This is a genomic window from Pseudomonas sp. JC1203 (assembly GCF_056175065.1).
The window spans coordinates 1-22,412 of the sequence record NZ_JBWCAM010000024.1; the positions used below are offsets into that span (position 1 = coordinate 1).

Genomic DNA, 22,412 nt, shown 5'->3' on the forward strand with positions numbered 1-22,412 from the left:
ACCCACCGCGCAACCGCGCGTTGCCGGCGCTGGAAGCGTTCCGTGGGTGGTTGCTGGGCAACGTGTCCCCAACAGCTCGCTGGCAAGCCAGCTCCCACAACAGCGTCGAAGCAGGCCGCGTCCTGGAGCAACCAGGACCGCCGCCGGACGCAGCCTGCGGCAGCTGCTACGGGACCGAGAAGCGCAGCGGCTGCGCCGGTTCGCGCAGGGTGGCCGGGTTGCGGTAGCGGGCGCCGAAGTGGTCGCCGGGCAGGCGCGCGTTGCCGGCGCCGAACAGGCGTTCGCGCAGGGTTTCGCCGTCGTTGTAGCGCTCGCGGAAACGCCCGCGCCGCCGCAGTTCCGGCACCACCAGTTCAATGAAGTCGCGGGCGGTTTCGAAGGTCAGGTACTGACGCAGGTTGATGCCGTCGATGCCGTCCTCGTCCAGCCATTTCTCGATCTGGTCGGCCACCACGGTCGGCGTGCCGGCAACGAAGAAGCGCTCGCGATTGAAACCCTCCAGCCGCGCCAGCACCGTGCCCACCGTGGTCGACGGTACGTAGCGCCGCAGGGTTTCCCAGCCCTTGACCTGGCGCTCGATCAAATCGCTGATCAAGGTGTCGCGCGGGTAAGCGGTCAAGTCCACGGCTGCCTGGGCGTGCACCAGCGACGCCTCGACGCTCATCAATTGGCGGTAGCTGTCGAGCTTGCGGCTGACCTCCTCGTCCGTGCGCCCCACGATCACCCCGGCCATGACGATGAACTTAAGCCCCGCCGGGTCGCGCTCATGGGCAATGGCCTTCTGGCGCATGGCGTGGATGTTGGCGCGCACCGCCGCAGTGTCCTCGCCGCCGGTGAACACCACCTCGGCATGGCGCCCGGCGAACTCGATGCCGGCCGGCGAGCCGGTGGCCTGGAACAGCACCGGCGTGCGCTGCCGCGACGGCTGGCACAGGTGCGGGCCGGCCACCTTGAAGTGCTCGCCGACGTGGTCGATGTAGCGCACCTTGCTGGGGTCGGTGTACACCCGACGCTCGCGGTCCTGCACCACCGCGTCGTCGTCCCACGAGCCTTCCCACAGCTTGTAGAGCACGTCCAGGTATTCGTCGGCGATCTCGTAGCGGTGGTCGTGCACCACCTCGGTGGCATGGCCGAAGTTGCGCGCTGCGTTGGGCAGGTACGAGGTGACAATGTTCCACCCTACCCGCCCCTTGGTCAGGTGGTCGAGGGTGCTCATGCGCCGGGCGAAGGCGAACGGCGGTTCGTAGGTGGTGGAAAAAGTGGCGCCGAAACCCAGGTTGCGGGTCACCCCGGCCATGGCCGGAATCACCAGCAGCGGGTCGTTGCTGGGGATCTGCATGGCTTCGCGCAGCGCGGTTTCCGGGCCGTCGCGGAAGCGGTCGTAGGTGCCGATCACATCCGCCAGGAACACGCCGTCGAAGGTGCCGTGCTCCAGCAACTGGGCCAGTTCGGTCCAGTAGTCGAGGTCATTGAAACGGTGGCGGTTGTTCTCCGGGTGCACCCACAGGCCATGGACGATGTGGCTGACGCAGTTCATTTCGAACAGGTTGACGTGCAGTTGCTTGGGCACTGCCTTTACTCCTTTGCCTGGCCGCTCACGGGGCCGGATTGGGGATGCGTTGGTGGATAGCCTGCACCTGCGCCTTGACCTCGGCGCTCAGGGCCACGTCCAGCGCACTCAGGTTGTCGCGCAGCTGTGCCAGGCTGGTCTGGCCGGTGAGCGCGCTGGCCACAAAGGGCTTGTCGAGCAGGTAGGCCAGGGCCAGTTGCGCCGGGGTCAGGCCGTGCTCCAGGGCGATGCCTACGTAGCCGGCGATGGCTTCCTGGGCCGCGGCGCTGTCATAGCGGTTGAAGGTGCGGTACACCGCCGACAGGCGCGAACCCTCGGGCCGCGCGCCACCCAGGTATTTGCCGGTGAGGGCACCGAAGGCCAGCGGCGAATAGGCCAGCAGGCTGACGCCTTCGCGGTGGCTGAACTCCGAGAGCCCGCCTTCGTACAAGCGGTTGAGCAGGCTGTAGGGGTTCTGGATGCTGACGATGCGCGGCAGGCCCAGGCGTTCGCTTTGCTTGAGAAACTCGGCCACGCCCCACGGGGTTTCGTTGGACACGCCGATGTGGCGGATCTTGCCGGCCTGCACCTGCTCGGCCAGCACCGCCAGGGTTTCCTCGATGGCCACGCTGTGGCTGTCGTCGACGTAGGGGTATTCGCGCTGGCCGAAAATATTGGTGGTGCGGTCCGGCCAATGCAATTGGTACAGGTCCAGGTAGTCGGTGTTCAAGCGCTTGAGGCTACCGTCCAGGGCTTCGACGATGTTGTGCCGGTCATGGCGGGTCAGGCCGTCGCGAATATGTGCCTGGCCATCACGCGACGGTCCCACCACCTTGCTCGCCAGCACCACGTCGGCGCGCCGGCCACTGGCGGCCAGCCAACTGCCGATGTAGCGCTCGGTGGTGCGCCAGGTCTCGGCACGGGTGGGCGTGGGGTACATTTCGGCGGTGTCGATCAGGTTGATGCCTTCGGCCAGTGCCAGGTCGATCTGCTGGTGGGCATCGGCCTCGCTGTTCTGATGGCCCCAGGTCATGGTGCCCAGGCCCAGCACGCTGACGTTGATGTCGCTGTTGCCCAGTTGGCGGTAACGCATGGGTGATCCTTTTTTTGCAATCAATGAAAGTCGCCGTTCACACCGCGCTGGCTTCGTCGTGCGCGGCCTCTTCGGCCTGCAGGCTGCGCCAGGCGGCATGCGGGGTGATGCCGTTGAGGTAGTAGTTGCCCAGCGCCCGCTCGCGGTAGATGGCCGGGTTGTGCGAGGCCAGGGTGCGGGCGTTGCGCCAGTGGCGGTCGAAGCGCCGGGTGGCGCTGGTGGCCGAGGCGCCGCCCACTTCGAACAGCAGCGTGGTGGCCTCCAGCACCTGTTCCAGCACGATCTGCTGGGCCTGGTAGGCGCGGACCTCGGCCTCGGTGTAATGCGCGTCGGTTTCGCGCGCGCCCTGCTCCGCCTCGTGCACATCCTGCAGCACTTGGGCCACCGCCAGCACCTGGGTGCGCGCGGCGTAGGCCAGGCTCGACAGCCGGCCGATCACCCGTTGCACCAGTGGGTCGTCCTTGGGGCTGGACTGGCCAGGAATGCCGAAGCCGCGGGTACGGCCACGGACGAACTCGCTGGCGTCGTGCAGCACGGCGTCGGCGATGCCGGCCAACGTGGCCAGGTGGAACAGCTGGTAGAAGGCGCTGAGGTAGGATTCGGCGCGCAGTTCGTCCTTCTTGAAGCGCCGCACCACGTGCTGGTCGGGCACCTTCACCGCCTTGAAACGCGTGGTGCCACTGCCGGTCAGACGCTGGCCAAAGCCGTCCCAGTCATCTTCGACAGTGACGCCGGGGGCATCGGTGGGCACGGCGACGCTGACAAAGTCGTCGCCGTCCACAGCCACCGCGGCGATCCAGTCGGCATAGAGGGTGCCGGTGCAATAATACTTCTCGCCGTCCAGCTGCCAGCCGGCAGCGCGGTTGCCTGGCTCCACGGCGCTCAAGGTCACCGAATTGCGCGAGGTGTCGGTCCGCTCGGCCATGGCTGCGCCCCATAGTTCGCCCTCGGCCGCCTTGGGCAGCCAATAGGCCTGGGACTCGGCGTCGCGGCTGGACAGCCGGCCTTCGACGAAACCGAAGTGCGCGCGCACGATCTGCGGCAGGTTGGAGTCGGCCGCGCCCAGCTCGATCAGCAACTGGAACAGCTGCGGCAAGGTGGCGCCCAGGCCGCCATGGGCAACCGGCACGCGCAACGCGCCAAAGCCGGCCGCGCGCAACCAGGCCACGGCGTCATGGGCCAGCTGGCGTTGCTGCTCGCGGGCCACGGCGGTGTCTTTGATGCGGGAGAAGATGGGGGCAAAGCGCTGCTGCAGGTGTTCGTAGCTCGAGGCACTCATGGGGGTTCCTTGTGCGTGGTGGGACGCGCCGGGAACGGCTAATGCAGCGAGCGTGCCAGGGCTCTGGGGCAGGGTTTGCGGGTGTTTTTCGGTGGCTGGGTTGTTGGGTGGCTGGCAGAGTGTCGGAACGCTGTTGCAGGGTGTACACCTGGCCTTGACCTTCCCCCCATGGCAAGGTCTACCCTGCACCTTTTCGACCAGCAGGAGCACACCGTGATCAAACTCTTGAGTTTCATGCTCGCCACCACCCTGTGCGGCGCTGCCTACGCCGATGACAACGCGGCCATGAAAGCCGAATACCAGCATGCTGCCCACGGCATGTCGGCGGACATGAACATGAACGCCACCAGCGACAACCCCGACGTGCTGTTCGTGCAGGGCATGCTGCCCCATCACCAGGGCGCGGTGGACATGGCCAAGACCGAACTCAAGTACGGCAAGGACCCGGAAATCCGCAAGCTGGCCGAAGGCATCATCAAGGCGCAGGACGCCGAGATCGCGCAAATGAAGGCCTGGCTGGCCAAGCAGCCCAAATAATTCCCGTGGCTGCGGCTACCTTGTGGGAGCTGGCTTGCCAGCGAGCTTTTTAGGCCCCAACAGCTCGCTGGCAAGCCAGCTCCCACAGGAACGCGGCTGCTACAAGTCCTTGATCCCACACTGTATAATCGCCGATCAGTGGTGGGATTGTTCATACCTGAAACGTTTAAGCTGTTGATAACGTCCGCGCATCGAATGATGCGAAAACGACATCAACGGCACTATTGCGTGTGTTAGTCTCCCACCATTTCATCTTGGCCCGGACGGTAATACCGATTGATGCCACACTGAGGAGCGCTCATGCCCAGAATTTCCCACCAAGGTTTGCGTCGCGCATTCCGCCAGCTGCTCGCTTCCAACGCCTGCTTCCACACCGCTTCCGTGTTCGACCCGATGTCGGCGCGCATTGCCGCCGACCTGGGCTTTGAAGTCGGTATCCTGGGCGGCTCCGTCGCGTCCCTGCAAGTGCTGGGCGCCCCGGACTTCGCGCTGATCACCTTGAGCGAATTCGTCGAACAGGCCACCCGCATCGGCCGCGTGGCCCAGCTGCCGTTCATCGCCGACGCCGACCACGGCTACGGCAACGCCCTCAACGTGATGCGCACCGTGGCCGAACTGGAACGCGCCGGCGTCGCCGCGCTGACCATCGAAGACACCCTGCTGCCTGCCCAATTCGGCCGCAAGTCCACCGACCTGATCTCGGTGGCCGAAGGCATCGGCAAGATCAAGGCCGCCCTCGAAGCGCGTATCGACCCGGAACTGACCATCATCGCCCGCACCCACGCCGGCGTGCTGTCCACCGAAGACGTCATCGCCCGCACCAAGGCCTACCAGGAAGCCGGCGCCGATGGCATCTGCATGGTGGGCGTGCGTGATTTCGAGCACCTGGAAGAGATTGCCCAGCACCTCAGCGTGCCGCTGATGCTGGTGACCTACGGCAACCCGGCGCTGCAGGACGACGACCGCCTGGCGAAACTGGGCGTGCGCATCAGCGTCGACGGCCACGGCGCCTACTTCGCCGCCATCAAGGCCACCTACGATTCCCTGCGCGAACAGCGCAAGCTCACCCGCAGCACCCAGAACCTGAGTGCCACCGAGCTGACCCACACCTACACCCTGCCCGAAAGCTATGTCGCCTGGGCACGCGAGTTCATGGACGTCAAGGAATAGGCCGCACTGCTTCACCACGCCACCGGCGGCACAACCGCCAGTAGACCGTGCCATTGATCAGCAGCACCACGCTGCCCAGCACCAGCTGGATACCCGCCGTCAGCCCGGCCGGGTAGATCACTGGCAGCAGGTAGTGCTCTACGTAGCCCCCCGCATAGCCCTGCTGCCCCGCGTGCAGGCGCATCAGGTTTTCCCAGTACGTCAGCGGACAGGTCAGGTGAAACACCTCCACCGCCACGCCCCAGGCCGCCGCCGGCAGATGCAGCCACACCAGGCGCCGCCACTTGAGCAGCAAAAGCCCGCCCAGCAGTACAAAAATAATGAACAGGCCGTGAAACAGCACCAGTCCGTCGGCTGCCATGGAATAGAACATGGGAATCCTTGCGCGTTGTTTTCGCCATTGTCGGCCCCGGCACGGCATGGATCAAGGGCGACACAGGTCCATAATTATTGACAAGCCGACCAAAATATCTGGCAATTTAATTCATTGTAAATCAATTACTTATCTCATTTTTATCAAAAACGACGTCGCTAATTTTCCGCTAGCACGTTGTAAACGTTTGACATATTTGACGCGTTTGGCACACTGCCGACCCGTTGTACCGGACATCACCGGGCAAGCGTCGCCACCCCCTGGCCGCCCTCACCCGCCTGAGACCCCGTACGCGTCCAAAAAAAACAATTTTGTCTAGCGCCTCGCCAGCGTGTGCCCAGGTTTTCGCCCTGGCCAGGCTGCGCGTGCGAACGGGAAGAACACATGCTGATCTGGTTTGTCGCGGTTTACCTGCTGATCACTGTGAGTGTCGGCTTCTACGCCTCCACTCGTGTCAAGAACTCCAAGGACTTTGCGGCGGCTGGCCGCAGCATGTCCTTCCCCGTGGTAACCGCCATGGTGTTCGCCACCTGGTTTGGTTCCGAAGCGGTGCTGGGTATTCCCGCCGCGTTCATGAAAAACGGCTTCTCGGGCATCATCGAAGACCCCTTCGGCTCGTTCGGCTGCCTGATGCTGGTGGGCCTGGTGTTCTGCCGCCCGCTGTACCGCCTGAACATGCTCACCATTGGTGACTTTTTCCGCAAACGCTATGGGCCGAAGGTGGAGCTGTTCGTCAGCCTGGTAATCATCGGCTCGTACCTGGGCTGGATCGCCGCGCAGCTGACCGCGCTGGGCGTGGTGTTCAACGTGCTGTCCGACGGCGCCATCACCACCACCGAAGGCATGCTGCTGGGCACCGGCATCGTGCTGGTGTACACCCTGTTCGGCGGCATGTGGTCGGTGGCCATGAACGACTCCATGCAGATGCTGATCATTGTCTGCGGCCTGGTTTACCTGACCTACCTGCTGGGCAGCATGGCCGGCGGCGCGGGCCACGTGGTCGAGCATGCGGCGGCAGCCGGCAAGTTCACCATGGTGCACAGCACCTCGGCCAAGGACATCCTGGGCTTCCTGGGCGCGGCAGTGACCATGATGTTCGGCTCCATTCCACAGCAGGATGTGTACGCCCGGGTGATGTCGGCCAAGACCGAGAAAATCGCCGCGCGCGCCTCCATTGCCGGTGCCTGCTGCTACCTGACCTTCTGCATGCTGCCGATCTTCCTGACCTACGCAGCCTCCATGATCGACCCGCAAATGGTCAGCGAGCTGCTGGATACCGACGCGCAGATGATCCTGCCGCGCCTGATCATGGAACGCACCCCGCTGTTCGCGCAGATCATGTTCTTCGGCGCACTGCTGTCGGCGATCATGTCCACCGCCTCGGGCACCCTGCTGGCCCCTTCGGTGACCTTCACCGAGAACGTGCTCAAGCGCATGCGCCCGAACATGACCGACCGCCAGTTCCTGCTGGCCATGCGTATCACCATTGCCGTGGGCGCCGCCCTCACCTGCCTGTTCGCGCTGTACTCCAACTCCAGCATCTACGAGATGGTCGGCAACGCCTACAAGGTGACCCTGGTAGCCGCCGTGGTGCCGCTGTTCTTCGGCCTGTTCTGGAAGCGCGCCACCAACCAGGGCGCAATCACCGCGATCGTCTTCGGCCTGAGCTCCTGGGGCCTGCTGGAAATCACCCACCAGGACAGCGACCTGTGGCCGCCGCAACTGGCCGGCCTGCTGATCAGCGCCCTGGGCATGATCATCGGCTCGCTGCTGCCGCCGCTGAACAAGCGTGACCGCGAACAGGACTTCGACGGCGCCGTGGCCAGCAACTGACCCGCCCCCCTAGCGCCCGGCATGACGATTGCCGGGCCGCGCCAGCCCCAAGTGCTCGCGCAGCGTGGTGCCACTGTACTCGCGGCGAAACAGCCCGCGCTGCTGCAGGATGGGCACCACCCGCTGGACGAAATCGTCCAGCCCGCCCGGCAGTATCGGCGGCATGATGTTGAAGCCGTCGCCCGCTCCTTCCACGAACCACTGCTCCAGGGTATCGGCCACCACCTGCGGCGTGCCGATGACGGTATGGTGCCCGCGAGCACCCGCCACCTTCAGGTACAGCTGGCGGATGCTGAGGTTTTCCCGCCGCGCCAGGTCGATGAACAACGCCTGGCGGCTTTGCATGGCGTTGCTCACCGGCAGCGCGGGCAACGGCCCGTCCAGGTCATACCCGGACAGGTCGAAGCCGCCGGCCATCCCGGCCAACAGCCCCAGCCCTACCCGCGGGTCGAGGCGCTCCTGCAGTTCGGCGAAAATGTCCTCGGCCTCCGCCTGGGTACGGCCAATCACCGGCGAGATGCCCGGCATTACTTTCAACTCATCGCGGCCACGGCCATGGGCCGCCAGCCGCCCCTTGAGGTCGGCATAGAACGCCTGGGCGTTGCCCAGCGTCTGCTGCGCGGTGAAAACCACCTCGGCGGTGCGCGCCGCCAGCGCCTTGCCCGGCTCGGAGGAACCGGCCTGGATCAACACCGGGTGGCCTTGCGGCGTGCGCGGAATGTTCAGTGGCCCGCGCACCTGGTAGTACGCGCCCCGGTGCCCCAGGGTATGCAGCTTGTGCGGCTGGAAGTACACGCCGCTGGCCTTGTCGTGCACGAAGGCGTCGTCTTCGTAGCTGTCCCACAGGCCGGTGACCACGTCGATGAATTCCTCGGCGCGCTGGTAACGGTCGCCGTGTTCGAAATGCTGCTCGCGGCCGAAGTTCAGGGCCTCAAGGTCCGTGGCCGAGGTCACCAGGTTCCAGGCACTGCGGCCGTTGCTCAGGTGGTCCAGCGAGGCGAACTTGCGCGCCAGCAGGTACGGCTCGTTGTAGCTGGTGGACACGGTGGACACCAGGCCGATGCGCTCGGTAACCGTGGCCAGCCCCGACAGCAGCACCAGCGGGTCGAAGACATCGCCGGCGGTGGTGTACTGGCCCAGCTGCGGCGAGCCCATCAGCGCCAGGTTGTCGGCGAAGAAAATCGCGTCGAACTTGCCGCGCTCTGCAGCCTGCGCCAGGCGCTTGAAGTGCTCGAAATTCAGGCCGCCGCCGGCCCAGGCGCGCGGGTGGCGCCAGGCGGCGACGTGGTGGCCGCTGCCCATCAGGAATGCGCCCAGGCTCATTTGTCGGTTGCTCATGTGCACCTCAGAAGTCGTAGCGCAGGGTGATGCCAGCCGTGCGCGGCTGGCCTGGGGAGGCGGTGTACAGGCCGTTGGAGCCGTTGCCCACGGCCAGGTAGTACTCGCGGTCGAAGGCGTTCTTGACCCACAACGAGGCGTCGATCAGGCCGTCGCCGTAGCCCACCCGCGCACCCACCGAGAAGTTCGCCAGGCCGTAACCGTCGATCTTCGCCAGCTCGGAATTGTCCAGGGTGCCCTGGCTGGCGGAGCGGTAGGCGTAGCTGGCGGTGGCGTAGGGTTCGATGCCGTCGACACGTTGCCACTTGTATTCACCGTTGAGGTTGCCGATCCAGCGCGAGGCACCGGCCACGCGCTGGCCGCTGAGGTCGCAGGTGGCGGCGGTGGTGTTTTCCGCCGGGCACGGCGCGTCCTTGAACGACAGGTAGGTGACGTCGTTGAACGAGCCGTTGAAGTTCAGGGTCAGGCCGCGCACCGGCACCGCCGTGGCCTCGAACTCCAGCCCGCGCGAGCGCACGCTGCCGGCGTTGGTCAGCAGCTGGTAGCCGGTAAGCGCGCCCAGCGGCTGGTAGTAGGTGGTGGCCTGGTAGCCGTTGACGCCGGTCCAGAACAGGTTGGCGTTAAGCTGCAGGCGGTGGTCGAACAGCTGGCTCTTGATGCCCAGCTCGGCGTCGTTGGCGCGTTCCGGCCCTACCAGCAGTGACTCGGCCCCGGCGCTGGGCGCCGAGGCCACGGCCAGGTTCACCCCGCCCGACTTCTCGCCATGGGACAGCGAGGTATAGCCCAGCACGTCGTCGGTGAAGCGGTAGCTGAGGCTGGCCAGCATCGACGGCGCGGCGTTGTGCAGGTGCAGGTTGCCGCTGTCGTAGGCACCCACCTGGCTGGCACGGATGGCGTTGCCGTCGACCACGCCGGGAATCACCACCGCGGCGCCGCCACCGGTGGGCGCGTAACGCTGCACGTTGGCATCCTTCTCTTCATAGGTGCCGCGCAGCCCGGCGCTGAAGTCCAGGCGCGGGGTGAGGTGCCAGGTGCCTTGGGCAAACAGCGCGTAGCTCTCGGTGTCGACCTTGCCGTTGACCTTGCTGTCGAGGTTGTTCAGCGCATTGAGGTTGGCACCGATCAGGTTCAGGTCAGCCAGCGGGCCGAAGTCGGTGAAGATGCGGTTGCCCAGGTTCTGCTTGAAGGCGTAGGCGCCCAGCACGTAGTCGAAGTGTTCGCCCTTGGGCGAGGCCAGGCGAATTTCCTGGGAAAACTGCCGGTCGTGCACCTCGTAGCCGAAGTCGCGAAGCACCGGCACATCGAGCTGGTCGGCGTCGTTGGCCGGGTTGAAGTGCCAATAGCGGTAGGCACTGATGGAGGTCAGGGTGTAGCCGCCGGCCAGGTTCCAGTTGGCCTCAAGCGAACTGGCGTTCTGGTGCACGCTGACGTTCTGGCGGCCGTCGATGTTGCTGTGGCCCAGTATCGGGTTGGCGCCCACCAGGGTGGCGCGCCGCCAGAACAGCGGGCCGGCGCCGTAGATCACGCTGCTGCCGCTGCTGGAGTTCTCGGTGTTGTATTCGTTGATCCAGCGCAGGCTGAAATCGTCGTTGGGCTTGAACAGCAGCTGCCCGCGCAGGCCTTCGCGCTCGCCGCCCAGCAGCGTGCGGCTGTCATGCTTGTTGTCCAGGTAACCATCGTCGCGGGTGCGGTAGAACGACAACCGCCCGGCCAGGGTGTCGGTCAGCGGCCCGGACACCGTGCCCTTGCCCTGGAAGTAACCGTCCTGCCCGCCCGACACTTCCACGCTGCGCTCGGGGGTGAAGGTAGGCCCCTTGGTGGTGATGTTGAGCACGCCGGCCGTGGTGTTCTTGCCGAACAGCGTGCCCTGGGGGCCGCGCAGCAGTTCGAGCTGGTCGACGTCGAGCATGTCGAAGGCGGCCATGCCCGGGCGGCCCAGGTAGACGTTGTCCAGGTAGATGCCAGCGCTGCCTTCCAGGCCGTCGCTGGCCGGGTTGTTGCCGATGCCGCGCACGGCGAAGCTCGACACCCGGGCATGCACGTAGGCCACGTTGACGCTGGGCAGGGTCTGCTGCAAGTCCTGGATCTTGTACAGGCGCTGGCTTTCCAGCTGCTCGCCGCTGAGGGTGGTGATGGGCGTGGGCACATCCTGGGAAGCCTCGGCGCGGCGCCGGGCGGTGACGGTCACCGGCGCCAGGCGCGGGCTACCGGTGCTGTCGGCCTGGGCGCTGTCCGGCGCTGTCGGGGTGTCGTCGGCCGCCTGGGCAGCGCCGTTCCACAGCGCCCCCGGCAAGGCAATGGCCAGCGACAGGCTCAGGGGTTTCAGGCGATGGGCCGTGGTGGCCGCGTAACGTGACAGCATGGGTGAAGGCTCCTTGGTGGCGTGCGGCGACGTAGGCCAAATGCACGTTCAGGGTGCCCATGCTAAGGAGCGGTAACGGCAAAGCTGGGGCCTGGGCGGACAAACCATGGTCCGCGTCGGCCATGTGGCTAAACAGCGATGGACAAGTGCTGCGCAGGCGCCGGCAGCGGCGCCGTACCCTGGTCATGACGGCGCCATTGGCCCGGACTGGCACCGGTCCAGCGGCGGAACGCGCGGTTGAAACTGCTGGGTTCGTTGAAGCCCAGGCGGTAGCAGATTTCGTTGATGGAGCAATCGGTGCGGCGCAGGTAACTGAAGGCCAGCTGGCGCCGGCAGTCGTCGAGCAGCGCCTTGAAGCTGGTGGCGTGCTTGAGCAGGTGGCGGTGCAGGTTGCGCACGCTCATGCCCACCTCCTCGGCCACCCGGCTCTGCTGCACCTCGCCCATGGGCAGGTCACGGAGGATGGCCGCGCGCACCCGTTCGGGCAGGTTCAGGCAACGCTGGCGTTCCAGGTAGCCGTCCAGCACCGCATCCAGGCCTTGGGCAACGTCGAGGTTGGCGGTGTTGAGCGGCGTGTGCAGCCAGCGGTTGTTGTAGTCGATGGCGTTCTCGGCGGCGTTGAACTGGATGGGGCAGCCCAGCAGTTCCACCCAGCGCTGGGGATCGGCCGGGGTTGGCCGGGCCAGGTGCACGCCTTGCACGATGGGCATGCCGGGCCAAGTCTGGCGGGTGAAGCGCACCGAGCAGGCAATCGACGCCTCGCTGGCCACCTGCTCCACCTGGGCACCGTCGGGCACGCCGTAGATCAGCCGGGTCACCTGCGGGCCGCGCACCAGGGTCAGCAGCGCGGCCGTGGTGATCACCGGCGCAAAACGCACGCCGCGCTCCAGCGCCTCGATGAAGGTGGAACTGCTTTGCGCGGCGAAGTACAGGCCGTGGAAATCAGTGGGGTAGCTGCACGCCGCCACGCCCAGGCCGAAGCATTCATCGCCGCTGGCTCGCCGTGCCGCGCGCCAGAACGCGCTCATGGCAGCCAGTGCGATGCGCTGGTTGGGGTCGTGCAGGTTGCAGGGGCCGATGCCGGCCTCGTGCAGCAGCGGCGCGCTGGCAATGCCGCGCGCCTCCAGCGTGCGGGCGATGACCTGGGCCCAGGTGGCGATGGTGTGCAGCGTCGACATCGGCGGCTCCTCAGGCAAGGCCTTCGGCGGCCAGGGTGCGAATCACCGACTCACGCGCGCGGTAGCGGCCGAGGAACGCCTGCAGCGCCGGGAAGTCCTGCAGCAGCGTGCCAGCGCGGGCGCTCCAGCCGATGAACACGCCCAGGTAGGCGTCGGCGACAGTGAAACGGTTGCCCACCAGCCAGTCCTGCCCGCCCAGCCTGGCTTCGATGGGCTTCAGCGCGTCGGCCAGGCGCTGCAGGCCTTTGCTGCGGATGCCGGCGTAGGCCTGTTCGTCCGGGGTGAAACGCTCGGGGCGGTTGATACTGCGGAAGGCGCCGCTGTGCACCTCGGTGGCCAAGTAGCCCAGCCAGCCCTGGATCTGCGCCCGCTCAACGCTGCCGGCGGCGGCGAACAGCGGCGTGCCGGGGCGCAGGTCGGCCAGGTAGGGCAGCAGCGCGGTGTTCTCGGTCAGCAGGGTCTCGTCGTCCAGCAGCAGGGCCGGCACGCGGCCCTGCGGGTTGACCTGGCGGTAGGGCGAATCGGCGGCCAGGCTGACTTTCTCGATTTCGATGGGCAGTTGCAGTTCTTCGATGACGACGTGGGCGGCGAGTGAGCAGGCGCCCGGAAAAATGAACAGGGTGGTCATGGCAGGTCCTCGGCTTAGCGGCTGGCTTGGGTGGTGGTGGGCGCGGCTTGCAGCGCCGTGTTCAGGTACTGCGGCTGGGCCCAGCTGCTGACCTGGAAGCCCTTGCGGATCAACCGCGCCTGCAAGGCCAGGTCGACGCTGTGCTGCAGGTTGGCGGTGAAGCTGCTGTCCAGCTGCGGGTCGAAAATACGCCCGAACGACTGGTCGGCCGCGTCAGTGGCAAGGATAGCCGCCGGGTAGCTGGCCAGGCGCGACACCAGATCGACGTAGGCCTGCTTGTGCGCCTCGTCGCGCAGCCACGCCACCGCCGGTTGCTGGGCCTTGAGCAGGCGCGCGGTGAGGTCGGGGTGCGCATCGACGAAGGCGCCGCGGCCCAGCAGCACGGTCTGCACGCTGCCGGCGCCGCCCAGGTCGACAGTGCTCAGCGGCAGTTCGGCAAGCCCGCGCGCCTTCAGCGCGATCAGCCCGGCGCCCGACCAGGTGGCGTCGATCTGCCTGGCGACCAGCGCGGTGTTGGCGGCGTTGTAGTCGAGGTTGATGACCTTGTAGTCGCTCTCCTTGAGGCCCCGGCTGGCCAGTGCCGAGGCAAACGACAACTGCGTGGCGGTGCCACGGAAAATCGCCACGCGCTTGCCCTTCAGCGCCTCCAGCGAGGTAATGCCGCTACCCGGTTGCACGGCCAGGTACAGCTTGATGTCACGCGCCGTGGCGCTCAGCAGGCGGGTGTCGAGGCCGCCGGCCTTGCCGACAATGGCCGGCAGGTCGCCCAGGAAGGCGAAGTCTTCCTGGCCGTTGGCCAATGCCTCATTGATGGCGGGGCCGGCGCCCTTGAAGAAGTCCCAGCGCACCTTGATACCGTCCTTGGCGAACTCCTGCTCCAGGCTCTGCTGGTCGCGCAGCACGTCAATGATGCCGGCGCCGCTGGGCGTGGTGCCGGCGCTGATGTCCGGCACCGCGATGCGAATCTCCTTGACCTCATCGGCGCGGGCGCCACCAGATACCAGGGCGGCAGCGAGGGAAAGCGCGAACAGCGGGCGGAAGAAACGGGACGACAGCATGGCGGTGCTCCTGCAGGTTCCAGCGGGAAGGTGGAAGTGAGGCGCACGATAGATTTGTGTCGAGGAAAAAATAAAATAATAAAAAATCTGATGGTTAGGCGATTAATGCATATACCGCACCAGCCTTGAGTGCCGCCGCCCATGCCTGAAAAGCATAATCACCATGCCGCGCCCGAAGCCACCGCGCACTCCCGTCGTGCTCACCACCGTAGCCGCTGCCGCCAGGCTGCGCTGACCCGACCCTCTGAGCGGCCCGTGGCCGCGAATGCCTCACCGCGCAGGGCCGGAAACCCTGCGGCGTCTGCTTCGCGGGCACGGCCCGCTCCTACGCAGGCCCCCTGTAGCAGCGGCCGCAGGCCGCGTCATGGGTGCCGCGGTGAGCATGATGCACCGCGCGTGCAAGACGCAGCCTGCGGCAGCTGCTACGCCATCGGGGTACGCTGTAGGAGCGGCCCGTGGCCGCGAATACCTCACCGCGCAAGGCCTGAAACCCTGCGGCGTCTGCTTCGCGGGCACGGCCCGCTCCTACGCAGGCCCCCTGTAGCAGCGGCCGCAGGCCGCGTCATGGGTGCCGCGGTAAGCCTGATGCACCGCGCAGGCAAGACGCAGCCTGCGGCAGCTGCTACGCCATCGGGGTACGCTGCAGGAGCGGCCCGTGGCCGCGAATGCCTCACCGCGCAGGGCCTGAAACCCTGCGGCGTCTGCTTCGCGGGCACGGCCCGCTCCTACGCAGGCCCCCTGTAGCAGCGGCCGCAGGCCGCGTCATGGGTGCCGCGGTGAGCCTGATGCACCGCGCGTGCAAGACGCAGCCTGCGGCAGCTGCTACACGAATGCGTATACCCCGTATATCGCATCGCCTGCATCGCGGCCAAGGCCGGCTCCTACCACGTACGGTAGGAGCCGACTTTAGTCGCGATGCAGACGACGCCATTTCAAGACAGTTGCTGCTGCACGTAGAAAACCACCGCTGAGCATCCGGGTACACCGCGTGCCGCCTCGTCTACGCTTCACTCCATCCCAATTCCCGAGCCCCCTCCCCCATGCGCAGAAGGACCTTGCGAAAACTGGCCGCCAGCACCGCCGTCGGCATTTTCATCGGCGCGGTGGTGCTGTCGGCGTGCCTGGCCGTGCGCAGCGGCCATAACAGCGCGCGCGCGTACCTCGCCGAGATCACCGCCGATGTGATTCACCGCTCCACCAGCACCCAGGCGCAGGTCGACAAGGTGGTGGCGGCCCAGCAGCACGCCGGCCTGGCGCCCTGCTCGCCCGACCACCTGGCACTGATGGAACATCTGCTGCTGGAGGCCAGCTACCTGCAGGGCCTGGCGTATATCCAGGGTGACCGCCTGCTGTGCTCCACCCTGCCGTCGGCGCGCGCGCAGGTGGCGCTGGGGCCGGCCAGCCATATCACCGCCAGCAGCGGCCGGCGCTGGAGCCAGGTGACCCTGCCGGACGCGCCGGGCACGCTGTTCGCGATCAACGAGCACGGCGGCTACGCGGCGATCATCGAGCCCAGCCTGGTGCTGGATGTGGTGGGCGAACAGACCGACATCGCCATTACCCACTTCCGCAACAGCGACCAGGTGGTAGTGCGCTCCCGGGGTGAATTCAAGCCACAGTGGCTGGCGCAGTACCAGCGCCAGCCCGTGGCCTTCTTTGCCGATGACAGGTTCGTGTTCATCCAGCCCTCCACCGACGGTGACTCCTCCGTGCTGGCGGCCATGCCTGAAGGGCGGGTAGCGCAGATGGTGTGGGCGCTGCTGCCCGGCTACCTGGCGGTGGGCGGCCTGGTGGGAGTGATCATTGGCGTACTGCTGTACCTGAGCGTGCGCCAGCGCTTGTCGTTCAAATCGCAGCTGTTGCGGGCACTGCGGCGACGCGAGTTTTTCCTGCTGTACCAGCCGGTGATGGACTTGCGCAGTGGCGAGTGCGTGGGCGCCGAGGCGCTTATTCGCTGGAAGCAGCCGGAGCGCGGGTTGATCAGCCCGGTGGAGTTCATTCCCGCCGCCGAGGCCAACGGCCTGATCCAGCAGGTCACCGCGCAGGTGATGGAGATGGTCGCCAACGATTCGGTGCAGCTGATCAAGGACAACCCCGACACCCACATCGCCATCAACTTCTCCGCCGAGGACCTGCATTCCGAACAGACCGAGCAACGCCTGCAGGCGCTGATCCGCGCCTCGGGCGGCACCTCGGAAAACATTCTGATCGAGGCCACCGAGCGCGGGCTGATGGTGCCGGACAAGGCCAGGGAGGTGCTGCTGTCGATTCGGGCAAAAGGCTTCAAGGTGGCGATCGACGACTTCGGCACCGGCAATTCGAGCCTGTCGTACCTGGCCACCTATGACCTGGATTACCTGAAGATCGACAAGGCTTTCGTCGACGAGATCGGCGAGGCGCGGGCCAGCAGCCCGCTGCTGTTCCACATCATCGAGATTGCCCGCTCGCTGAACCTGAAGATGATTGCCGAAGGGGTGGAGACCGAGCACCAGCGCAATGTGCTGCGCGACGCCGGAGTGCACCTGGCGCAGGGCTGGTTCTTCGGCAAGCCGATGCCGATTGATGAACTGGGGCGGTTCATCCAGCGCTGCAAAAGCCGATCGGAGGCCAACGCCTGACCCCGTTTCGTGTGGGAGCTGGCTTGCCAGCGAGCTTGGGAACGTCAACAGCTCGCTGGCAAGCCAGCTCCCACAGGGGATGCAGGGGCGCCTCAGTACTTCCAGGTCACCGATGCGGTCACGTTGCGGGTGGCGCCGTAGCTGGCGGTGGTGGCGCTGTTGTACAGCGACAGCAGGTATTTGCGGTCGAAGACGTTGTTGAGGTTCAGCGACGTGCTCCAGTTGCTGTTGAAGTCGTAGCTGGCCATCAGGTCCACCAGGGCGTAGGCGTTCTGGCGGATGGCGCTGGTGTCGTCGTTCTGCACCGCGCTCTGCCAGCTCACACGGGTACCCACCTTGGCCTGTTCCATGAAGGGCAGGCGGTAGGTGGCCATGCCGCGGATGCTGTGGGTAGGCACGTATTTGCGCGCACGGTCACCGTCGTCGTTCTCGATGTGCACGTAGGTGTAGCCGGCCAGCAGGTCCAGGCCCGGCAGCGCCTCACCCGAGGCCTGCAGCTCTACGCCGCGGCTCTTGTAGTCCACCGGGCTATAGACTTCCTGCACGCCGTTGTAGCCGGCGTCCTCGGCGACGTTACGCTGGTCGGCCTTGAACACCGCGGCGGTGACGTTGAGGCGGCTGTCCATCAGGCTGCCCTTCACGCCCACTTCGGTGTTCTTGCCTTCCAGCGGCGCCAGCAGCTTGTTGTCGACGCCCACGTTGTACTGCGGGGTGTAGATCTCGGTCCAGCTGCCGTACACGCTCCACTGCGGGGTCAGGTCGTAGACCAGGCCGGTGTACGGGGTGACCTTGCCGTGCGCGCGGGTGTAGTAGTCGGCGCCATAGCTGGTGCCCGAGCCGTCGGCGCTGAGCATGCGTGCGCCGGCGATCCAGTGCAGGTCGTCGGTCAGGCTGAAGCGGGCACCGGCGTAGATGCTGCGCTGGGTGTCGACGAAGTTCTGCGTCAGCGCGTCGCTGGTGGAGTCGAACGTCGGCTTGGCGACGCTGCCCGAGAGGATGCTGGCGAACGACAGGTCGTAGGAGCCGTCGGCGTTGGTGTCGCTGAGGTCGTACTCGCGGCCCTTCTGGTGGGTGCGGCCATAGGAGGTGCCGATAGTCAGCTCGTGGTCGCGGCCGAATAGGCTGAAGGGGCCCGACAGCTTGGCTTCGCCCAGCAACTGGTGGGCCTCGCTGCTGGTGTGGTTGGCGTAGGCGGTAGCGTCGTCACCGGTGACGGTGTAGACGTACAGCATGTCGGTGTCTTGTTTCTCTTTCACTACGGTGGCGGTCAGCGTGGCGTTCCAACCGTTGCCAAAATCATGCTTGAGCTCGGCGAAGGCACGCTGGGTGTTGAGGTTCCAGTACGTCCACGGCTGGCCGATGTTGGCCTTGCTGCTGTAGTGGATAGCGTTGCCGTTGGTGTCCACCAGCGGCAGGTTGCCCCAGGTGCTGGCATTGGAGTCGCTGTTGTGCTGCGAGAAACCCACAGTGAGGGTGTCGGCCTCGGACAGGTCGAAGGCCAGCAGGCCCGCGGCGACGTTGCGTTCGTGGCCATAGCGGTCCATCCACGAATCGCCCTTGTCGTGGGTGTAGATGAAGCGGCCGCGCACGTTGCCGGTCGGCGTCAGCGGGCCCGATACATCCACGTCCACGCGTCGGTTGTCCCACGAACCGACGCTGGTGTTGATCTGTGCCTGGAAGGTGTCGGTGGGGCGCTTGCGCACGAAGTTGACCGTGGCAGACGGGTTGCCCGCGCCGCTCATCAAGCCATTGGCGCCGTGCAGCACGTCGATCTGCTCGTACTCGGCCAGGTCCTGTTCGCCCACCAGCACGGTGCCCACGAACGGCATGCCCATGCCGTCGTATTCGAAGGTGTTGATGTCGAAGCCGCGCGAAGTGAATTCGGTACGGTCGGTCTCGGTCTGCTCCACGGTGACCGACGGCGCCGAACGCAGGGCGTCCTTGATGCCGGTGATCTTGAAGTCCTTCAGCTCCTGCTGGGTGATGGTGGTCACGCCCTGCGGGGTTTCCTTGTCGGTCAGGCCCAGGCGGGTGGTGCTCGACGCCGGCTGGCCCTCGTAGCCCACACTCTGCCCTTGCGTGCTGTCGGCACTGCTCTCGATCTGGGTAGCCGGCAGGGTCAAGTCGTCGGCAGCGTGAACCATGGGCATGGCGCTGCAGGCGCTGGCGAGCAACAAACTGGCAGGGAGACGATGTTTCAAGGAGAGACTTCCTGTAACGGACGTGAGTGGGAATACGAATTTGTTTCAAAGTGTGAATGAGAATCTAACCCAATTACCAATGAAATTTCGACAAATTTTTCACATTTCGTAATATTGGCGCGCCACTACGCAAATTTTGCTGTGTTTCGTTCGTCTCTCAGTGCGTCGCACCTCTCTATTCCCCTGCTCAGCCGCCGTTGGAGCCATACCATGCTTTCGCCGAAAACCCTGCCCGCCGCCCTGCTGGGCCTTGCCCTCGCCTGCCCGGGGCTGGCCGATGCCCAGGACATGGAGCTGGGCCAGGTGCTGATCAAGGACCAGGATGGCAGCGGCGACGACCACGGCGTGGAAGACGCCAAGGTGCGCCTGGCACAGGTGCCGGGCGGCACCAACGTGGTGGACATGAAAAAGCCGCTGCAGGGCCGCGTCGCCAGCAACCAGGACGTGCTGGCCTACCAGCCGGGCGTGTACGCGCAGTCGGCCGGCAACGAGGGCGTGAAGATTTCCATTCGCGGCTCGGGCATCAACCGCGCGCCGGGCGCGCATGCCTCGGGCATTTACGCCATGCTCGACGGCCTGCCGCTGACCGGCCCGGGCGGCACCCCTTACGAGTTGCTGGAACCGTTGTGGTTGGACCACGTGGACGTGCTGCGCGGCGCCAACGGTTTCGACTACGGCGGCCTGGCCCTGGGCGGCGCCATCAATTACGTCAGCCACAGCGGCTACGACTCACCGCTGCTGCAGGTGCGCTATGCCATGGGCAGCCACGGCTACCGCCAGCGCCAGGTCAGTTCGGGCCAGGTGCTGGGCGATTTCGACTATTTCGTGGCGGTCACCAACGCGCAGTCGGACGGCTACCAGGACCACACCGCCAGCACCAGCCAGGGGGTGATCGCCAACTTCGGCTACCGCTTCAACCCGAACCTGGAAACGCGCTTCTACATCCGCCACCGCGAGACCGACAACGAGCTGGCCGGGCGCGTGACCAAGGACTCCATCGAGCACCACGCCCAGGCGGCCAACCCCACCTACGAGGCGCGCGACTACCAGCGCGACGAGCCGGGCAGCACCTTCATCGGTAACAAGACCACCTACTACATCGACGACGACTCCAGCATTCAGGCCGGGCTGGTGTACCACGACTACCCCATGGACCTGCGCGAAGGCCCCAACCGCCTGAAAGTGGCCTACACCGACGTCAGCGGCACCTTCGACTACAAGCGCCGCGACACCCTGTGGGGCCTGGAAAGCAACAGCACCTTGGGTTTGCGCGTGACCAAGCACCTGCCCAACGACGGCGCCAGCGAGTTCGTGCGCATACCCACCGGCAACACCGCGGGCTACGCGCCGGGCACGCGCATCCGCAACTTCACCTACCAGGGTTCGGACACGGTGCTGCATTTCAGCAACGACCTGGAAATTGCCGATGACCTGTGGCTGACCACCGGCCTCGCCGCCATCTACACCCGTCGCGAGAGCGCGGTCACCTACCCGGCGGGCGGCGGCAAGGTCAGCCTGCACGACTGGGACTACGCGCCACGCCTGGGCCTGCGCTACCAGCTGACGCCCGACGTGCAGCTGTTCGGCAACCTCAGCCGTTCGGTGGAAGCGCCGCACCCGTGGTCGCTGATCTACAGCTCCAACCAGCTGTTCCCGGCCGGCAGTGGCGTGGCCACCGGCGCCCAGCGCGTGCCGGTGGAACTGCGCAACCAGACCGCCACCACCCTGGAAATCGGCGGCCGTGGCGACAGCGCCGCCGGCCAGTGGAGCCTGGCCTGGTACTACGCCCAGGTGCGCCACGAACTGTTGTCGGTGCTGCCGGATGCCAGCGCCACCACGCCCTATGAACTCAATGCCAGCCCCACCGTGCACCAGGGCGTTGAAGCCAGCCTGCAAAGCACCCTGTGGGCGCGCGACGGCGTGGGCGCCTTGAGCCTGCGCCAGGCCTACACCTTCAGCGACTTCCACTACCGCAACGATGACCAGTTCGGCAGCAACCGCCTGCCCGGCCTGCCCATGCATTACTACCAGGCCGAATTGCGCTACGACTGGCCGCAGGGCTTTTTCGCTGCGGTGAACACCCAGCTGGTGTCGAAAGTGGCGGTGGATTACGCCGACAGCTACTACGCCGACGCCTATGCCCTGTTCGGCGCCACCCTGGGCTACAACGCGCCCAAGGGCGACTGGCAGGCCTGGGTGGACATGCGCAACCTGACCGACCAGCACTACGCTGCCACCGTGACCCCGGGCTACGACGACAAGGGCGTGGACGCGGCGCGCTCCACGCCGGGGGAAGGGATGGGGGTTTACGTAGGCGTATCCTGGAGCCTGCGTTGACCGAGGACGCAGCCTGCGGCAGCTGCTACGCAAAACCCGTAGCAGCAACTGTCTTTGTGGGAGCTGGCTTGCCAGCGAGCTTTTATGGCCCCAACAGCTCGCTGGCACGCCAGCTCCCACAGGATGTAGCGGCCGCAGGCCGCGTCACAGACGCGAGGCATTGCCAGGAACGTCATTGCAATAACTTCAACGCCTGCGCCACCGCCTGCAACAACGCCGCCGCCGGCACGCCGTCGCGGGCCTGCACCGACAACCCATGCAGGAAGGTGGCGTAGAAGTCCCCCAGCGCCTGCGCGTCGGCCGTCGCCGGCAGCTGCCCCTGCGCCTGGGCCGCCTGCAGGCGCGCGATGAGCGACTGGGTGCGCTGCTGGCGGTGCCCGGCCAGCCAGTTCAGCACGCCGAGATTTTCCGCCGCCACGCCGTTTGCAGCACTCACCACCAGGCAGCCACGCGGGTGATCGGCACGGGTGTAGGTGGCCACCGCGTCGCGCAGCATCTGGCCGATGGCAGCGCCGATATCCGCCTGGGCCAGCGCCCGTTCGGCAAAACCGCCCTCGCCGCTTTCGTACAGCGCCACCGCTTCCTCGAACAGCTGCTGCTTGCTGCCGAACGCTGCGTAGATGCGCGCCGAGGCAATGCCCAGCGCCTCGACCAGCGTCGACATCGACGTGCCTTCGTAGCCATGTTCCCAGAACACCCGCATCGCTTGCGCCAGTGCCTGCTGCTTGTCGAACTGCCTTGGTCGCCCTGCCATGTGGTTCCGCCTGGAAATCGAGAGCGCGCAGTTTAACGCAGATGCGCTTGACGCTTGTCATCCCTGAACTCTATTCTTTGTTGATCGACAAACAATAGGATGGA

Annotated in this window: 16 protein-coding genes; 5 read left to right on the forward strand and 11 right to left on the reverse strand. The window is 66.0% G+C overall.

All coding sequences use genetic code 11. From position 1 onward, the window contains the following. Nucleotides 1-166 precede the first annotated feature (166 nt). The 3 genes from AC0SZ7_RS27505 to AC0SZ7_RS27515 are packed head-to-tail and all read right to left on the reverse strand — an operon-like array spanning nt 167 to nt 3,921. The gene (locus tag AC0SZ7_RS27505; protein ID WP_475507324.1) at nt 167-1,570 is read right to left on the reverse strand and encodes an LLM class flavin-dependent oxidoreductase; all 1,404 of its coding nucleotides are present in this window, start codon (nt 1,568-1,570) and stop codon (nt 167-169) included. A gap of 25 nt (nt 1,571-1,595) precedes the next feature. Continuing rightward, nucleotides 1,596-2,642, reverse strand: coding sequence for an NADP(H)-dependent aldo-keto reductase (locus tag AC0SZ7_RS27510; protein ID WP_475507325.1), 1,047 nt, complete (start codon nt 2,640-2,642; stop codon nt 1,596-1,598). Nucleotides 2,643-2,679: 37 nt separating this feature from the next. Next, nucleotides 2,680-3,921, reverse strand: a complete 1,242-nt coding sequence (locus tag AC0SZ7_RS27515) for an acyl-CoA dehydrogenase family protein (RefSeq protein WP_475507326.1) — start codon at nt 3,919-3,921, stop codon at nt 2,680-2,682. Nucleotides 3,922-4,134: 213 nt separating this feature from the next. On the opposite strand from AC0SZ7_RS27515, the gene copM reads away from it, so the two are divergent. Together copM and AC0SZ7_RS27525 are read left to right on the forward strand one after the other, a co-directional pair. Further along, the gene (gene copM / locus AC0SZ7_RS27520; protein ID WP_416424846.1) at nt 4,135-4,458 is read left to right on the forward strand and encodes a CopM family metallochaperone; all 324 of its coding nucleotides are present in this window, start codon (nt 4,135-4,137) and stop codon (nt 4,456-4,458) included. Between the two features lie 300 nt (nt 4,459-4,758). Continuing rightward, nucleotides 4,759-5,628, forward strand: a complete 870-nt coding sequence (locus AC0SZ7_RS27525; protein ID WP_475507327.1) for an isocitrate lyase/PEP mutase family protein — start codon at nt 4,759-4,761, stop codon at nt 5,626-5,628. Here AC0SZ7_RS27525 and AC0SZ7_RS27530 read toward each other — a convergent pair. Then, a complete protein-coding gene (locus AC0SZ7_RS27530; protein ID WP_475507328.1) occupies nt 5,618-6,001 on the reverse strand; it encodes a DUF2784 domain-containing protein in 384 nt (127 codons plus the stop codon). The two genes, AC0SZ7_RS27525 and AC0SZ7_RS27530, sit on opposite strands and share 11 nt — an antisense overlap. A gap of 384 nt (nt 6,002-6,385) precedes the next feature. Here AC0SZ7_RS27530 and AC0SZ7_RS27535 point away from each other — a divergent pair, with 384 nt between their 5' ends. Next, the gene (locus AC0SZ7_RS27535; protein ID WP_475507329.1) at nt 6,386-7,834 is read left to right on the forward strand and encodes a high affinity choline transporter 1; all 1,449 of its coding nucleotides are present in this window, start codon (nt 6,386-6,388) and stop codon (nt 7,832-7,834) included. Between the two features lie 9 nt (nt 7,835-7,843). Here the strand turns inward: AC0SZ7_RS27535 and AC0SZ7_RS27540 are convergent, their stop codons facing one another. From AC0SZ7_RS27540 to AC0SZ7_RS27560, 5 genes are all read right to left on the reverse strand, one after another. Beyond that, nucleotides 7,844-9,172: an LLM class flavin-dependent oxidoreductase gene (locus AC0SZ7_RS27540; protein ID WP_475507330.1), complete on the reverse strand. Its 1,329-nt coding sequence runs from the start codon at nt 9,170-9,172 to the stop codon at nt 7,844-7,846. A 7-nt stretch (nt 9,173-9,179) separates the two neighbouring features. After that, complete coding sequence (locus tag AC0SZ7_RS27545) at nt 9,180-11,534, reverse strand: TonB-dependent receptor (RefSeq protein ID WP_475507331.1); 2,355 nt, start codon at nt 11,532-11,534, stop codon at nt 9,180-9,182. Between the two features lie 128 nt (nt 11,535-11,662). Next, entirely contained in the window at nt 11,663-12,712 is a 1,050-nt protein-coding gene (locus AC0SZ7_RS27550) for an AraC family transcriptional regulator (RefSeq protein WP_475507332.1), read from the reverse strand. Between the two features lie 10 nt (nt 12,713-12,722). After that, nucleotides 12,723-13,340, reverse strand: coding sequence for a glutathione S-transferase C-terminal domain-containing protein (locus tag AC0SZ7_RS27555; protein ID WP_475507333.1), 618 nt, complete (start codon nt 13,338-13,340; stop codon nt 12,723-12,725). Between the two features lie 14 nt (nt 13,341-13,354). Beyond that, a complete protein-coding gene (locus AC0SZ7_RS27560; protein WP_475507334.1) occupies nt 13,355-14,398 on the reverse strand; it encodes an ABC transporter substrate-binding protein in 1,044 nt (347 codons plus the stop codon). Nucleotides 14,399-15,438: 1,040 nt separating this feature from the next. Here AC0SZ7_RS27560 and AC0SZ7_RS27565 point away from each other — a divergent pair. Further along, nucleotides 15,439-17,016 (forward strand): EAL domain-containing protein, encoded by a 1,578-nt coding sequence (locus AC0SZ7_RS27565; RefSeq protein ID WP_475507335.1) that lies wholly within the window; start codon nt 15,439-15,441, stop codon nt 17,014-17,016. A gap of 92 nt (nt 17,017-17,108) precedes the next feature. Here AC0SZ7_RS27565 and AC0SZ7_RS27570 read toward each other — a convergent pair whose 3' ends face one another. Then, nucleotides 17,109-19,166 (reverse strand): TonB-dependent siderophore receptor, encoded by a 2,058-nt coding sequence (locus tag AC0SZ7_RS27570; protein ID WP_475507421.1) that lies wholly within the window; start codon nt 19,164-19,166, stop codon nt 17,109-17,111. Between the two features lie 261 nt (nt 19,167-19,427). Here AC0SZ7_RS27570 and AC0SZ7_RS27575 point away from each other — a divergent pair, with 261 nt between their 5' ends. Next, nucleotides 19,428-21,554 (forward strand): TonB-dependent receptor family protein, encoded by a 2,127-nt coding sequence (locus AC0SZ7_RS27575; protein ID WP_475507336.1) that lies wholly within the window; start codon nt 19,428-19,430, stop codon nt 21,552-21,554. 172 nt (nt 21,555-21,726) lie between these two features. Here AC0SZ7_RS27575 and AC0SZ7_RS27580 read toward each other — a convergent pair whose 3' ends face one another. Next, entirely contained in the window at nt 21,727-22,308 is a 582-nt protein-coding gene (locus AC0SZ7_RS27580) for a TetR/AcrR family transcriptional regulator (RefSeq protein WP_475507337.1), read from the reverse strand. Between the last annotated feature and the right edge of the window lie 104 nt (nt 22,309-22,412).

Bases quoted from the DNA above. Each gene is read 5' to 3' on its own strand.
- AC0SZ7_RS27510 (WP_475507325.1), bottom strand. From the start codon at position 2,642: ATGCGTTACCGCCAACTGGGCAACAGCGACATCAACGTCAGCGTGCTG.
- AC0SZ7_RS27515 (WP_475507326.1), bottom strand. From the start codon at position 3,921: ATGAGTGCCTCGAGCTACGAACACCTGCAGCAGCGCTTTGCCCCCATC.
- AC0SZ7_RS27525 (WP_475507327.1), top strand. From the start codon at position 4,759: ATGCCCAGAATTTCCCACCAAGGTTTGCGTCGCGCATTCCGCCAGCTG.
- AC0SZ7_RS27530 (WP_475507328.1), bottom strand. From the start codon at position 6,001: ATGTTCTATTCCATGGCAGCCGACGGACTGGTGCTGTTTCACGGCCTG.
- AC0SZ7_RS27535 (WP_475507329.1), top strand. From the start codon at position 6,386: ATGCTGATCTGGTTTGTCGCGGTTTACCTGCTGATCACTGTGAGTGTC.
- AC0SZ7_RS27540 (WP_475507330.1), bottom strand. From the start codon at position 9,172: ATGAGCAACCGACAAATGAGCCTGGGCGCATTCCTGATGGGCAGCGGC.
- AC0SZ7_RS27545 (WP_475507331.1), bottom strand. From the start codon at position 11,534: ATGCTGTCACGTTACGCGGCCACCACGGCCCATCGCCTGAAACCCCTG.
- AC0SZ7_RS27550 (WP_475507332.1), bottom strand. From the start codon at position 12,712: ATGTCGACGCTGCACACCATCGCCACCTGGGCCCAGGTCATCGCCCGC.
- AC0SZ7_RS27555 (WP_475507333.1), bottom strand. From the start codon at position 13,340: ATGACCACCCTGTTCATTTTTCCGGGCGCCTGCTCACTCGCCGCCCAC.
- AC0SZ7_RS27560 (WP_475507334.1), bottom strand. From the start codon at position 14,398: ATGCTGTCGTCCCGTTTCTTCCGCCCGCTGTTCGCGCTTTCCCTCGCT.
- AC0SZ7_RS27565 (WP_475507335.1), top strand. From the start codon at position 15,439: ATGCGCAGAAGGACCTTGCGAAAACTGGCCGCCAGCACCGCCGTCGGC.
- AC0SZ7_RS27570 (WP_475507421.1), bottom strand. From the start codon at position 19,166: ATGCCCATGGTTCACGCTGCCGACGACTTGACCCTGCCGGCTACCCAG.
- AC0SZ7_RS27575 (WP_475507336.1), top strand. From the start codon at position 19,428: ATGCTTTCGCCGAAAACCCTGCCCGCCGCCCTGCTGGGCCTTGCCCTC.
- AC0SZ7_RS27580 (WP_475507337.1), bottom strand. From the start codon at position 22,308: ATGGCAGGGCGACCAAGGCAGTTCGACAAGCAGCAGGCACTGGCGCAA.